The following is a 13,872-nucleotide window of genomic DNA, read 5'->3' as shown; positions in this document are numbered from 1 at the left end:
AGAATTCCTAGTGAGCTGTCCGTACAGAATCGTGCTCAATAGCTGAGCTTTGGTTGCCTAGTATGAAGTGCAATAATGCCCCTAAGAAAACTGAGCTCCTGTCACCCCAGCGACCGCGTTGCTCGTGTGATGCGCAAGATCGAAGCGCTGGAATCCGCCTATAAGACGATTACAATAGGTCAACTGGTGTCAAACAGAGCGAGCTCGCACGGCGCGGCGACTGCAATAAACGTTTTCGAACGCGGCCAGCAAGCAAGCTACTCAGAGCTTGACCAACTATCTAACAAATATGCGAATGCGTTTCGTGCATTGGGTGTGCGCAAAAGAGATCGCGTTGGGGCAATGCTGTCCAATCGCATCGAATTCCCGATAATATGGTTTGCGCTTGCTAAGCTCGGTGCAGTGATCGTCCCAATCAACATGCGCTACACTCCAAGGGAAATAGAATATGTTCTTAGCGATGCACAGGTCGAGTTCGCTGTTGTCGACGAGTCAACGTGGTCAGTGTTCTGCGCGATGGAGCCTTGGCCGGAGCACCTCGCTCGTGAGCGAGCAATTCTCGTTGGTAACGCTTCTGATAGCACAACGACTACCCTCAATAAATTGCTCAAAGGTGCGGATGAGTGCCAGGTGGAGGAGGATGTGCACCCTGATGACGTGTTAAACATTCAGTATACTTCGGGGACGACGGGCTTTCCGAAAGGCTGCCTGTTGACGCACGACTACTGGAGTGTGTTCTCATACCAGGCCGCAAATTGGGACGAGCAGCCTTACCAGAAGTACCTCTCTGCCCAACCATTTTTCTATGTGGATGGGCCATGGCATCTTCTGCAATCGTATCGACATGGGGCTACTCATTACCTAGCTCCGCAGCTCAGCTCAACTCGTTTCATGGGTTGGGTTAAGCAGCACCGCATCGAGTGGTGCCAGTGCCCCGAGCTGGTCGCGCGACAAGCGGAGGCCCTCGAGGAAGACGGCGCGACAAGCCTGAAGCAGATCCTGAATTGGGGCTGGGGGCCTGACACCGTCCGCCAATTCCGGAAGCGCTTTCGGGTGCGCACCCAGGAGGCTTACGGGATGACGGAAATCGGTTTCGGTACAAGAATGCCGAACCAATTTGACGAACTATCCGACTCGGGCTCCGTGGGGATTCGGGCACCTTTTCGGGACTTGCGGCTCGTAAACGAAGATGGGAGCCCCACGCCGGTTGGCGCTGTCGGCCAGCTGTGGGTGAAGGGGCGTGGGATTTTCAAGGGCTACTGGAAGAAACCCGACGCAAATCTTACTTCGTTTGAGGGCGGATGGTTCAAGACCGGTGATCTTATGCGCTGTGACGAACTCGGCTTTTATTGGCTGGTAGGGCGCACGAAGGACATGATCCGCCGGTCAAGCGAGAACGTCGCCGCGCGCGAGATAGAAGCAGTGATCCGCGAGATTCCCGAAATTTCGGATGTGGCGGCGGTGCCTGTTCGCGATGCAAAGCGCGGCGAGGAGGTTAAGATTTACGTTGAATTAAGGGAAGGTGTCACGCCAGACAATCTAGCTGTCAAACGCATTCTCGAACATGCTCGTGCGCATCTTGCTGCGTTCAAAGTGCCGCGGTACATAGGCTTCACTTCAGTTCTTCCCAGAAGCACGTCCAGCAATAAAGTACTTAAACGTGAGCTGATGGCTGTGAGCGATCCGCTTGCCGGCGCTTACGACACTGAGAAGAAGTGCTGGAGGTGAAGCCAGATCTCGCATTAGGTAGCCCGCCTAGAGCGGCGGTTTCTCTTCAATGCGGATCAATCTTTTCATCGACACAGAGCTTCGAAGAGGCGAGCAGAAGCTGGCGCGGACGATGCCACAACAGCTTCAATTCTTGGACGGCGTAGCCGACACAGAAGGCGAGCGTGGAACGGTCGATGGCGATACCGTGCGTCGCCAGCGTCTGCGCCTGACGTCAGCATGAACGTGCCCGTCGCAGTGCCATGAACACATCACTAGCACCGCAATGCCAGGCGTCCCCGTACCTCCACCCGTGCACCCTGGAGCTCAACAGTCACGATTCCGGCAATCCGGTGGGCTCTGTGGACGCCGGTAACGCTGATTCCGATACCACTGGCACGAACGACGGCGCGTCCGCCGAACCGGGTAGCATCAACTGGCCCAAACGCGCCCGGCGTCGCCAATCATGCACCTGCTGCGGCCGGCAGCCATGGCTGCGTGCGATATCCGTCACAACCGCACTCGGCTCGAGGCTTTCCGCGACGATCTGGGCTTAGATCATCGGGCCAATTCTTTCTAAGCCAGCTAGCGGCGCTCGAAAGACCACGCACAAACAATCTGAATGCCTCGGCGCTACGCTTAGCTGGAGCAACGTTCCCCCAGGATGAATCGACTTCCAAAAGCTGGCGCTCTTATGGCCTACAAGGTCGCCACCAGGCGAGAGCGACTCCCTGCTCAAACCATAACGAGGCGCTTCTAAGTCTGCCTGAGTTCCGTGTGTCCTATCTGCGGAGAGTCGCCAATGCGCCGCTCGATGATGGGATGTTGCGATTGCTTTCCGTAAAAGTTGAACTGTGGTTTGATGTAGGCCAAACACAGTTGCCGCTGGAGGGGGCAACGTACTAACTAAGTCTGGAGAACCGATACCGCGGCGTCTGTCTCGACAAAACACGTGACCCGGCCTTGTTCGACGGGTCACAGTCTAGCACCCCGATCCTTTGATAGTCTTATCTTGGAGGTGTCGAGCGTGAAAAGCTGGCTGCTTGATCACGCACCCGACTCAATGGCAAGCTGGAACCATCGAGCCCTCTCGACTGCGGATGGCTATGACGATCTTCGTCGTCAAATGGCGCGTCAAACTCGTGCGACGGCAATTGTTTCATTGTTTCTTTATACACGCCATGTGCAATTAATTGCGGGTTGTCGGAAGTCTGACACCCCGCAGCCTCATCCACTAGCTGGTAGCCGCTATAAGTGCTTTCGCTGCGTCGGGCGCGAGAATTTTATGGTTGGCACACCGATTGCTGTAGTGAACTCTGCCGTTGCTGACGCATTCACAAGGCGCATCTCAGGGGCTGCCGGTGATACCCAGCTAATCGCTGTTGCTAAATTGGCTGGGCGACACATGATCGTGAAACTTACTAAGGTCGTTTCGTTGCGAAAAGACCAAACGTTGAAGCGAAAAAAGATGACGATGCTTTCCGAGTTGTCCATCACGTGTGCCGTTACTGGAATCGAAAGCGGGGGAGCGTAGTCCCTATGTGCCCGTCACACCAGAGCAGATTGCGGACTCGTCTATTGCAACAACGCGAGCAGGTGCTGCGGCTGTGCACAGCCACATGCGTGATTGTAGTACTGCGCGGGGCTCGCGAGATCTGGCGTTGTATCGGGAGGCGGTAAAACGTATTCGAAACTCGGATCTGATGATTAATCTTGCCACAGGCATGAGCAGCGATTTCATCCGACGTGGAGTGAACTTTCCTCACCGATCGCCCGTTCGAACATCTGGCGCGCTGGAGGGATTTGTGCATCACCTAGATCTGTACGGCACTGCAGGAAGCCGACGCTTAGCGACGGGAAGAGTACTTGATGTTCACACCCCAGGCTCGGTTTGCGATGGTTGCTCGCGTGCAGGAGCCCCGAGTCCGTCCTGGAGTCGAGCTGTTGATATCGGCCAGCTAACATTTTGGCGGGACCGTTTACCACAAGTCTGGAGAGTTTAATGTCGGAGAATTCAAACGAAATGTCAGAGAGTTCAGCGTCCCCATCAGAAGCGCGTCCCCGAGCAGTTGGGTTGCTCGGGGGGGGGATCGTTGGCGGCGGCTGGGCCGCGCGATTTATTCTAAATGGGGTGGATGTGCGACTGTATGGTCCATCCTCTGGTGCAGTCGAACGCGTGCAGAAGGTGTTGGCGAAGGCCCGCCGGGCTTACGCGCGACTCACACAGGTCCCGCTCCCAGCGGAGGGGGCGCTGACGGTGGTGGATTCAGTGGCGGACGCGGTTCGCGATGTAGAGCTCGTGCAGGAATCCGCCCCGGAACGACTAGACCTGAAGCAGCAGCTTCTCCGAACCGCCAGCCGGGCGGCGGCGCCTGGAACGCTTATCTGCTCTTCAACTTCCGGTTTTCCTCCAACATTGCTACAGAAGGAGATGGAATTCCCCGAGCGACTGCTCGTTGCCCACCCTTTCAACCCGGTATATTTGTTGCCGCTAGTTGAGTTGTGCGCCGGACAGCGCACGGTGCCGGTCTCTTTGGCGCGAGCCGCGGAAATCTATCGTGCCGTGGGGATGCACCCACTCGTCGTGCGCAAAGAAGTAGATGGGTTTATAGCAAACCGCCTGCAGGAGGCAATGTGGCGTGAGGCACTGTGGCTCGTACACGACGATGTGGCCAACGTCCAGGAGGTCGATGATGCGGTCCGATATTCCTTCGGGCTGCGCCGAGCAGTCATCGGTCCTTTCCGAATCGGCGGCGGTGCGATCGGCATGCGCCGCTATATGGAGCAATGGGGACCCATGCTGAAGTTTCCGTGGACGAAGCTCACCAACGTGCCTGAGCTGACGGAGGCCTTTCTGGAAAAGCTGGCCGAACAGTCGGATGCTCAGGCTGCCACGGAGAATTTGACCGTCGCAGAGCTGGAAGAAAAGCGCGACGACGGTCTCGTGGCGGTGCTGCTGGGGCTCCGAGCTCAGGGCTTCGGCGCGGGTGAGACGTTGGCGCGCTGGGAAAGAGGTCTGCGCGACCGTGTTTCTCCAGCCACTAGTAGCTGAAGGAATCGTCAAAATCCTGCTCCGTTTAGATCTACTCTCGGCGATGCTCCTCAAGCAGGGCAGCTCCCAAGTAAGAATCAACTTTTCCACGTGGGGGAGCTGTACTCCCGCGACCGACCTGAACTGCTTACTTTGACCCTCGCCGTAGAGCACAAGCACCCGCATTAAGAGCCGGCGGTCACGAGTGCACAGAGGCCGGTTCATACAATAGCCGTTCCGGTTGGTGGCAGGCTCTACCTGCAATCTTACTTCCGATCCGATCGGCGCAGTGGTCGAGCCGCTCTCCGCCTGATACAAAACGATCGTCGGCGCCAGCGGCTTTACCGAACTACTTCTTTACCCTGCTATCTGCGAATTGGCCGCGGTGGACGTACTTTCCGATCGTCGAGCGATACTAACTGTAGGGTCCTTGGTCCACAGCTGACCCTCGCACGTTACCTCTTCAACATCAGGCACGCCGCTGGAACATCCGGAAAAAACCGCGTCTTGGCAGGTGTGCACTAGTATTGCAAAGCACCGGAATACCCGTGATCTTCCAGTACTCGACGAAAACCTCGAGATGTTGTGCTAAGAAGTCCGTGATACCATCTGCAATCGTGCAAATTTATCCAGACGTGCGACCGCGGCGATTTTGCTGCCATACCGCTCGCGTCTGATGGTCAAAGAGCATGTACTTGAAGGCGGCGATGCGCGAGCTCGCAAGCGCCGCCAACCGTGGCGCGTTGCCGGTGCACCTGCCGCGTATCGAGGTCATCGTCGACATCAAGAACAAAGCCCGTCCCTGCTGCCAAGGCGAGTTTGCACCGGATCGAGTGAGGGCAGAAGCGAGCGGCTGGACCTAGTCCCGACGCAGTTCCCGATCCTCGTGACCCGCCGCCCAAATACACCTGCCGGGCCTGCGAGGATGGCGTCATGCAGGCGCCAGCCCCCGGCTAGGCTGATCGAGGGCGGATCGCCCGACCGACGCTACCGTCACCAAGGTGCTGGTCTCCAAATATGCCGATCACCTGCCGCTCTACCGGCAGGCGCAGATTTACGCCCCCCAAGGGCATTGAGCTCGATCGTTCGACACTGGCGGACTGGGTAGGCGGGCCGTCAAGCGGCTCTGCACTTTCCACGCAATCTCACGAACGGCTGGCGATGCCTATTCGAGCCGGTATAGCTTTGTCTTGCCTATCTTCGGCGGGTGTCGACAGGTCCAGGCGCTCTCGACCAACAATATCACCGCGACGATCAGATCGATCCCTCGTAATGTTTGAAGCGCCCGCACGAGCGACTCCAGAGAACAGGCTGAGACGAACTCTTCGATCGTGCGCGCCAGACGTTCGACCCGCTCCCGGGCGACGCGAACTGCTTCGACCGTCTCCTGGAGCGCGATCTGGTGTGCGCGGTGATCGAACTGCTGTTCCTGAAGCCAGCGCAGATAGCGTATCGTCCAGCCCTTCTTGCGGGGATAGGTGCGGCCGTGCTTGAGCATGAAGGCGCTCATCTGTTGCCGGTGGACCCGCAGTGCCTCAACCGCTGCCGCTCGGGCGCGAACGAGTTCGCGTATCGCCTCGTGGCCTTCATCGGGAGCCAATACCGCCGTCAGTTCGCCAGCGCGCAGCAACCGGGCGAGAGAAACGTCTCGGCGGTTCGTCTTCACCCGATCGCCGGCCTTCCTTGGGATCAACGATGGCGCCACCACCGTGCATTCGTGGCCGAGCGACCGGATCAGACGATAAAGGCCATCGCCCGTCGGGCCGGCCTCGTAACAGAAGGGGGGCGGGCCCCCTATTCAGGTTAAGAATTCCAAGAGGACGAGAATTGTTCCTTGTCATAAAAGTTTCCGAGTGATAGCTGGTTATCAACGTGCGTCCGCTGGCGGACAGTAAGTATGTCAAGCAGCCCTTGTTGCCTGGCCGCGTCGGTGTAAAAGTCATGAGCCGCACGAGCTGAGCATGGCCAACAGTGGTTGCGCTCATTTTGTGCTCAGAAGCTGTTCGGCTCCCGTCTGCTGGCTCGGGTCTCATTGTTGGGCTTCTTCTCCGGTATCGATCCCTTGTCGTGTGGGTCTCTTGACATTCGCAATGGCTGTCCGAAGCTCTTCTTCAGCGCGGCTCCAGCCTTTGCCGAGATCACGCAAAACGGCGGCCGCTCGTTCAATCCCGCTCTCCAGCTCCTCCAGCGATGTCACTATGGCATCCGGCGCGGGTCCTCCACCTGCCCGAGCCGTTCGCGCGATAACGTCCGGGGGGGGGGAGGTCTCTGAGTTGAGCCTCCAATCGTGTTGCACGATCGTCAAGAGGCTCGGCGCGCCATTCTCGATCGCTGTGGTAACCAACTGCCCGACTTCATTGTGGGCGGAACGAAAATCGAGATCTCCACCGAGCGTGAGGCGAGTTGCCGTTTCCATGGCATTCACGAATGACGTTTCGAGCATTGCGGATGCTGTGTCTTCGGCGATGATCAAGCCCGAGAGACACAGGCGGACGAGGCGCGTCGCCCCAATGGAATGGTCGATCCCCGGCCAGACATTGCGCGTAGCTTCCGTTCCGACCGCGACACAGTTCGTGAAGGGCGTGCTATGCATCGCAGCGACTGCGGCCACGAAATACCCAAGGATCCCGCCTGCTTTTCCTTGGGCTTGCTCAAGAAGGAAAGGGTTGCGCTTGTGCGGCATCGCGGAGCTAGATCCAACTAGCTCGTCAGGTAGAGTGGCCAATCCAAGATCGCCCACCCACAGCAGCAAAGTTTCGGCGATGCGGCTTAGAGATGATCCTAGGATCGCGCAAGCTGCCAGGACGCGAAGAACCAAATCCCGAGAGGCCACGCTGTCAATCGAGTTAAGTGGCGGGCTCGAGAAGCCAAGCAGCCTGGCTGTCAACTCCGGGAGGATGGGCAAGGTCGTGCCGCCGCCGGCGCCGGCCCCGAGGCAGGAAAGGTTGAGAATCGGATGCACGCTAAGGAGCGCATCTAGATCGCGCGCGAGCACGCTGGCGAAGGCCGTCAGATGGTGCGCAAAAGTGGATGGCAATGCTGGCTGACGGTGGGTGTGCAGCGGGAAGACGGTCTCAAAGTGCTCGCGAGCCAGACTGCACAGCAGTCGCAGAAGTTTTAGTAATTCGTCTGACAGTTCTTGATACGGCGTTCTCAGCTTTAGTTTCAACAGGGTCGCATTAATATCGTTTCGGCTCCGGCCAAGATGTAGATTGCTGGCTTCGTTGCCAATTACTGAACGGAGATGATCCTCATAAGCGAGATAGGAGCCACGGGGGGCGGGGCGACCTGCAATGCTCTGAAAGGATTCAGCTTGCAGTTTGTCGAGCTCGGTCAGCACTTTTAGGGCGAGAACGCGGTCAATCAATCCTACTTGCTCAAGCATGATGGCCTGGGCGCGATCGATATCGGCGTAGAATGATAGCTCGTCCTTCGCTGCGCGCTGTAGATCACTGTCGAAAACGATCGCGCTGGCTTCAGGATGAAGAGTCGATTTGATGCGGCCTGTGCTCTGCAACGATCTCTCCACATGCGCCAAGGATAAAAGCGACGGCAGCTTCGGCGCGCCGTGCAACAGCAGCTGGGTCGTCGCCAACTGCAATGACGTGACCGATCCGGTCGCGGAAATCGTTGCACCGCCTGAACTGTAATGGGGGAGTTTGATACAGCACGAACTCCGTCACTCCGAAGCGGTCGACGAGCTGCTCGCAATTCGGGGGAAGGGTGAAGAAGCCGTCACGCTCCGGAACAATGAATCGTATCGAGCCGTGTGCGCCTCCGGCCAAAGCAGGCGGGGACATTCCGAGTAGGCTACGGAGGACCGCGAGGACCGGGTCAAAACCCGTTGTGTAACGAAAAAGGGTGGGGATCGAACCGCCAGCGAGGCGTGGATTGACCTCGATTATCGTGACGCGATCCTCGCCGACCCGGAGTTCGACATGGGCTGGTCCTTTCGCGTGCCCGAGAACTTGGATAGCACGCAGCGCCTCATTTTCGATCTTCGCGCGCAATTTGGACGAGATCGGCGCTGGTATATCATGTCCAACTTCAACGAAATGCGGCAAATGTCCAAGGTGTTTCCGCGTTACGCCGATTATCTTGCTATCGAGAATCTCGACTGAATACTCCTCGCCGGCGACATACGACATAAGAAGTGCACCAGGCTGAATAGCGCGGCCACGCACGTCCTTCGTTGTCCCGAGTAGCTTGCGCAAGGCATCCCCTGCGCCTGTTTCGGTCTCGGCGAGGGTGACCCCGATGCTGCCGGTCCCGCTGATCGGCTTGGCTACTGCAGGCACCCCGATTTGTTTGATCGCGTTGCCGATATCGCACTCCGCTCGCACTGTCGCGCTATAGGGCACGCCGATACCTGCCATCCGCAGGGCGGCGGCCTGGCGATCCTTATCTTGACAAAGCGCGATTGCGTTCGGGTCCGGACCACTAAGTCCTAACCGCCTAGCTTCCAGCGCTGCTGTATAAAGGTAGAAATCGCTGGAAGTCGTGAGCAGCGCGATCGGCGTGGTCGCGGCGATGCTGTCGATCACAGCTCTAACAGCGGTTTCTGAAGATGTATCGCATTGACGCAGTTCGAGGTCCGAAATGCGACTCAGAAAGGAATACCGTTCGGTTGACGCTGTAACAAAGATCGGAACAAGCCCAAGTTCTGGTGCGCGCAGAAGAAAGTCGGCGCCCGAGCCTGTCGTGTTGGATTCGATGAAGATCGCAGCTGAGTTGATCACTTGTGTATACTTCAATTGGAGGAGGGTTGATCACCCATTACCTCGGTCAACGAGCGACGGCTCCAGTTGAAGCGGCACCATCCGCTATCAGCATGGAGCGGATGATGGACAAGGACAGGCTCGGTCGCGGCGAGTACGGCCTGATAGCCGTTGGCGGACATCCACGTGGGATCGTAAACGTTGTGCTCGTAGCGATTACTGTCGTCTGGAAAGACGGCGAGCACCTTGCTTTTGGTAAAGCGCTCAGCGTACCACTTAGCGACGAGAAAGGCCGCCCCGCTCGTCGGCCCACGCCTTAACGAAGTCTCGCGATGAAGCCGATGCGCAGCTTGATATGCTTCGTTAGCACCGAGCCAATGAATTTCATCAAACGCTTCGTGGAACAAGTTGCCGGGTAGAACGCTATTGCCGAGCCCCCGCAAATCACGTCGGCTCGCCGGTTGGCCGAACAAGACGCTACCGAAGGTGTCGATCCCGATGAGCTTCATTTCGGGAAAGAATGCTCGACAATAGCGGGCAAGGCCACAGGATGAACCTCCGGAGCCCACAGTTGCGACCAGAATGTCGATCTTCCCGAAGTGCCTTATCGCTTGCTCAGCTGGGCGCGCATACGAAAGATGGTTGCCGAGGTTGTCGTACTGTCGTGACCACGTAGCTCCGGTCCGATCCATAAAGTTGAGGAGGGCCTTTTTACGGAGCTGCTGGACGTTCGGGTCGCACGCTGTCGCCTCGACGAGGTGAACTTTAGCGCCTAACTCCTCGATCGTGCGTTTAAGGGGGGGCTCGATGGCGCGGTCGCCGAAGATGTGTAACCTCAGCGAGAATTGCATGCAAACGATGGCGAGAGCGAGAGCCATCGTTCCGCTCGACGTTTCGACAATCGTCGTGTTGGAGCTGATTGTGCCATCGCGAAGGCCTGATTCGATGATGTTGAATGCAGGAAATACTTTCATGACCCTGAAATCGATCGCGGCAAGGTTTTCTGGCCGCAGGGAAACGATCTTGAGGGGCGCATGGGCGTCGATGGTATCGGAGAGCGTGTGCGCCATCGCCTATCCTCAGTAAGGAGTCGAGAAACTGCGGAGGATATCGAAGCCAAGGCGACCGATCGCGGATTTAGCCTCATCCAGTCGGCTGCGAAGGTCGGCTAAATGCGGGTCGAAGATCAGGCCGGCGACCGTACCGCTATGGGCAACAACAATACCGGCCGATCCCGTGTCTTCCTTGATGCGGAGAAGTTCGTCAAACTTCGGCTTCTTGTGGGGATTCTGCAGGGCGGTCTCGCTCTGTATAGCGGAGAAAGTCGCCACCCGGCCGGCGAGTGCGACGCTCTGCTCTGCGATCGCACGCTCCAGGACGGCCAATGCGCAGCCGAAGGCGGCGATCTGATCACGCGAGTAGCGCGCTCGCGGTAGGCAGTCCGTTCCAATGCCTCCGTTGGCCGCGCCGGTGTCGAACCCCAAAATGTACATTTGTGGGAGCGGGCCGTTGAACAGCTGCACAACTTTGCCCATTCGTTGAGCGAAAAGAATGGTGCTGCTTGTGCAGTCGAACATCAGCGAGTCGCAGGCATGCTCAGCCGCCACGGCAAGCTCCGCCTGAAGATGGGGCGCCAGAAGCACCCGTGATCCCCGATAGGCTGTTACGCACTTAGCGATCGCACGGATAGAGGCCACTACGCCGCTCGTCGATGAGCCCATGCCGGCGCCTTCCGGAACAAAAGTCCTGACATCAAGAGTGGCTGCCATATTCCTCAATCCAAAGGCATCGAGGGCAAGTCGAGCGGCGAGCTCACATTTGTAGAAGTGACTTGGTGTCACTTGGATGCCGGTGCGGCCGACTTGCTGCACAAACTTCCCGATGCGGCTCGGCTCCAACGTCGCACGGGCTTCCGATCCATCGGCGTGCGGCATGTGAACTGAAACGAGCGCGCGCACCGTGCGGCGGTCCGCCCCTTTCTCAAGGGCGAAAGCTCCCTGGAGCAGCTCGCCGAAGTGAGGGTGGCAGGTTGCCACCCCGCTTGGCTTCGCGAGTGAGTGGGAGCTAGCAATCTTGCCGTCCCCCGGAGTCCTCGTCAGCATCTCCATCATATCATTCCCCCTACCGCGGCCGCGCGGCCGAAGAGCAAGGGACTTGCGTGAAGATGGCATAGAAGCCGATGGAAGCGGCCGTCATCCTGTGATGTCCTTTACGAAGAGTGTCATTGAAACCAACCTAGAGCTTCATCTGCATCACCGCCGTCTCATTACTTACGCAAATATAGACCTCAATCCAATCATGCTCCGCAAAACTATGCCTTTGAATCGACGATTGTAGTCATGACAGCGTCCGGTTCTTTGGTGCCCGCATGCTTTCGCGTCGTACCATGCCAGACCGACTTACTGGATTAGCAGCCGCACATTTAGCGAAGCGTACAGATGTGCGCACCTACCAACAGAGGGAGTTCGCGCGTCAAAATCGCGTTCAGCGACCGTCGGCGCTGCTCGACGTACAAGATTGTGGCGTAAGAGCCAGGCAACGCCAGTGTTTAACGGACATGTTCGTATCCGCAGCCATACAGTAGAGGCGGTGAGCAAGGTACGAAAATCTTAAGAAGGTAATTCGGGAGGCAGTGCGGATATATCTTCATATTGATTCAGATGCGGTGGGGGTAGTGCTCTCATTCCAATGTCGTGCAGACCGATTGCCCTGTTCGAATCTCGCTTTGACCTGAGTTCAGAAATCGCTGATCAGTTGGCTGACTTGGTCTCCGCCTAGAAGTGCACGATCTATGCGGTGCCTATTTCGATCGGCGCAAACGATCCTTTCGCGATCGCCGGTCTCATGGGATGAGTACGTCTACCAACGCTCTAAGAGTCCGTCGTAGCGAGGAGGACCTTTCTTGTGATCTCCCAAACATTGGGACGATGGTGTCTGATCGATCGGACCGTTCTAACGCGTCCAGTGGGGAACGGTTGAAGCAAATGAGCCTTCTTGTCTCATCGGAGCTTATGTCCAATCGAAATCATCCTGTTTGAAGCCCGACAAACGGACGACCATTGTTTACTCGACAGCCGAGAAGTCGGTTCGAGTCTGATGTGTTGCGCTGATGCTGCGCCAAATCTTGTTGGCATGCGGATTGCTGGAAGCTGAGAAGCACGTCACTACGGGACGATCTCCCTCCGTTTCGAAGGAGTTCAAATGAAAACCTCTCCGTTGACTCAAATAGCTGACGCGGGCAACGCACCAGGCGAATTGACGGCCGCTGGAGATCTCTCGCCTCTGTTGTCGTCGGCCCAATCAGAGGCATCCCCCGGCACCGTGGTCATGAGATTTATAGAAGGTGAGCGCAGGATTAAGGAGACGGAGCTGCAAGCCCGTAGCATCACACGCCATCATGTCACAAAATTCTACCGCCAGCAGATTGCCAACAATAGTTTCTACGAGCAGCTAAGACGTATTGTGGAGCCCTCAGTCAAGGAGCTCGACAGCCCGGGGGTTTTGGACACGAGTGGTGAGCACGACAACACCGTGGTGCGTGGACTTCAGCACAAGTACGCACAGACCGGATTGCTGCTGGTGACTAACCGTTGTGCCTCATATTGTCGTTTTTGCTTCCGAAAGCGACTTGTTGGCCGAGAATCAGATGAGATCGTACCAGATGTAGCGAAAGTTGGTCGGTACATCAGCTGCCATCCTGAGATGACAAACGTGCTGCTGTCGGGAGGCGACCCCTTTATTCTTAGTACGGCAAAGCTCGACGAGATTCTTGCTCATCTGCTCTCGATTCCACATTTAGCTTCCATTCGAATCGGCACGAAGCTGCTCGCCTTTGAGCCAAAGCGCTTCGAGGATCCTGCTCTACCTGCGTTCTTCCAACGAATACGTGATGCGGGCAAGACTGTGGTGCTTGTCACGCACTTCGATCACATCGGTGAGATCTCGGTCGATGCTGAGCAAAATATCAGATCCTTGCGTGCACAGGGAGTGCAGTTCCTCAATCAATCTGTGCTTCTTGCAGACATAAATGACAATCCCGAAATTTTGGCAGATACCTTCGCTAAGTGCCACCAAATCGGCGTCCGCCCCTATTATCTCTTTCAAGCAAGGCCGGTGAAGGGTGCGTCCCATTTTCAGGTCCCGCTTCGTCGCGGAATAGAGATTGCGAACGGGGTCAATCAACGTCTGGCAGGAATGGAAAAGACTTTCAAGTATATCATGTCGCATTACACCGGAAAGATCGAGATTCTTGATCTGGGTGACGATGGAAGAATCTATATGCGATATCATCAAAACAGGATCCCAGACAAAATTGGAAAGATCTTCTCAAGGCAATACGTCGAGTCCGCTTGCTGGTTAGATGATCTGCCGGAGGATGATCGATTGAAGAACTAGAGGCCGCCGTGGGACGACGAA

The 13,872-nt window shown here is 56.9% G+C and carries 10 protein-coding genes and 3 pseudogenes; 6 read left to right on the top strand and 7 right to left on the bottom strand.

Translation table 11 applies throughout. From position 1 onward, the window contains the following. The first annotated feature begins 129 nt into the window (after window positions 1–129). Entirely contained in the window at window positions 130–1,728 is a 1,599-nt protein-coding gene (locus QA645_RS39585) for a class I adenylate-forming enzyme family protein (RefSeq protein ID WP_283046420.1), read from the top strand. A gap of 64 nt (window positions 1,729–1,792) precedes the next feature. Here QA645_RS39585 and QA645_RS39580 read toward each other — a convergent pair. Together QA645_RS39580 and QA645_RS39575 are read right to left on the bottom strand one after the other, a co-directional pair. Beyond that, window positions 1,793–1,942: pseudogene (locus QA645_RS39580) on the bottom strand (transposase); the annotation flags it as partial. Window positions 1,943–2,041: 99 nt separating this feature from the next. Beyond that, window positions 2,042–2,221, bottom strand: a complete 180-nt coding sequence (locus QA645_RS39575) for a hypothetical protein (RefSeq protein ID WP_283046419.1) — start codon at window positions 2,219–2,221, stop codon at window positions 2,042–2,044. A 513-nt stretch (window positions 2,222–2,734) separates the two neighbouring features. On the opposite strand from QA645_RS39575, the gene QA645_RS39570 reads away from it, so the two are divergent. The 4 genes and pseudogenes from QA645_RS39570 to QA645_RS39550 form a co-directional block, all read left to right on the top strand. Then, window positions 2,735–3,241, top strand: coding sequence for a hypothetical protein (locus tag QA645_RS39570; protein WP_283046418.1), 507 nt, complete (start codon window positions 2,735–2,737; stop codon window positions 3,239–3,241). Beyond that, a complete protein-coding gene (locus QA645_RS39565; protein WP_349253154.1) occupies window positions 3,207–3,710 on the top strand; it encodes a 3-keto-5-aminohexanoate cleavage protein in 504 nt (167 codons plus the stop codon). The genes QA645_RS39570 and QA645_RS39565 overlap by 35 nt, the downstream gene beginning before the upstream one ends. Beyond that, window positions 3,710–4,759, top strand: a complete 1,050-nt coding sequence (locus QA645_RS39560; RefSeq protein WP_349253153.1) for a 3-hydroxyacyl-CoA dehydrogenase NAD-binding domain-containing protein — start codon at window positions 3,710–3,712, stop codon at window positions 4,757–4,759. Before QA645_RS39565 ends, QA645_RS39560 begins: the two co-directional genes overlap by 1 nt. Window positions 4,760–5,466: 707 nt before the next feature. Continuing rightward, window positions 5,467–5,848: pseudogene (locus tag QA645_RS39550) on the top strand (transposase); the annotation flags it as partial. A 58-nt stretch (window positions 5,849–5,906) separates the two neighbouring features. Here the strand turns inward: QA645_RS39550 and QA645_RS39545 are convergent. The 5 genes and pseudogenes from QA645_RS39545 to QA645_RS39525 all read right to left on the bottom strand — a co-directional run. Beyond that, a pseudogene (locus QA645_RS39545) lies at window positions 5,907–6,518 on the bottom strand (IS110 family transposase); the annotation flags it as partial. A gap of 249 nt (window positions 6,519–6,767) precedes the next feature. Next, window positions 6,768–8,255 carry a lyase family protein gene (locus QA645_RS39540; protein WP_283046416.1) on the bottom strand — a complete coding sequence of 496 codons (1,488 nt, stop codon included), beginning with the start codon at window positions 8,253–8,255 and terminating at the stop codon, window positions 6,768–6,770. Beyond that, a complete protein-coding gene (locus tag QA645_RS39535; RefSeq protein WP_283046415.1) occupies window positions 8,215–9,477 on the bottom strand; it encodes an ATP-grasp domain-containing protein in 1,263 nt (420 codons plus the stop codon). The genes QA645_RS39540 and QA645_RS39535 overlap by 41 nt, the downstream gene beginning before the upstream one ends. Before the next feature lie 11 nt (window positions 9,478–9,488). Next, a complete protein-coding gene (locus QA645_RS39530) occupies window positions 9,489–10,526 on the bottom strand; it encodes a pyridoxal-phosphate dependent enzyme (protein WP_283046414.1) in 1,038 nt (345 codons plus the stop codon). A gap of 9 nt (window positions 10,527–10,535) precedes the next feature. Further along, on the bottom strand, window positions 10,536–11,567 hold the full coding sequence (locus tag QA645_RS39525; protein ID WP_283046413.1) for a hypothetical protein: 1,032 nt from the start codon (window positions 11,565–11,567) through the stop codon (window positions 10,536–10,538). Between the two features lie 1,216 nt (window positions 11,568–12,783). Here QA645_RS39525 and QA645_RS39520 point away from each other — a divergent pair. Next, on the top strand, window positions 12,784–13,851 hold the full coding sequence (locus tag QA645_RS39520) for a lysine 2,3-aminomutase (RefSeq protein ID WP_283053550.1): 1,068 nt from the start codon (window positions 12,784–12,786) through the stop codon (window positions 13,849–13,851). Window positions 13,852–13,872 lie beyond the last annotated feature (21 nt).

It is taken from the genome of Bradyrhizobium sp. CIAT3101, from assembly GCF_029714945.1.
GTDB lineage: Bacteria > Pseudomonadota > Alphaproteobacteria > Rhizobiales > Xanthobacteraceae > Bradyrhizobium.
Note: the sequence above shows the minus strand (reverse complement) of the source record. Positions and strands in the feature narration are given on the sequence as shown.

Excerpts from the sequence above, each read along its gene's own strand:
- QA645_RS39585 (WP_283046420.1), top strand. The coding sequence starts at position 130 with ATGCGCAAGATCGAAGCGCTGGAATCCGCCTATAAGACGATTACAATA.
- QA645_RS39560 (WP_349253153.1), top strand. The coding sequence starts at position 3,710 with ATGTCGGAGAATTCAAACGAAATGTCAGAGAGTTCAGCGTCCCCATCA.
- QA645_RS39530 (WP_283046414.1), bottom strand. The coding sequence starts at position 10,526 with ATGGCGCACACGCTCTCCGATACCATCGACGCCCATGCGCCCCTCAAG.
- QA645_RS39525 (WP_283046413.1), bottom strand. The coding sequence starts at position 11,567 with ATGATGGAGATGCTGACGAGGACTCCGGGGGACGGCAAGATTGCTAGC.
- QA645_RS39520 (WP_283053550.1), top strand. The coding sequence starts at position 12,784 with ATGAGATTTATAGAAGGTGAGCGCAGGATTAAGGAGACGGAGCTGCAA.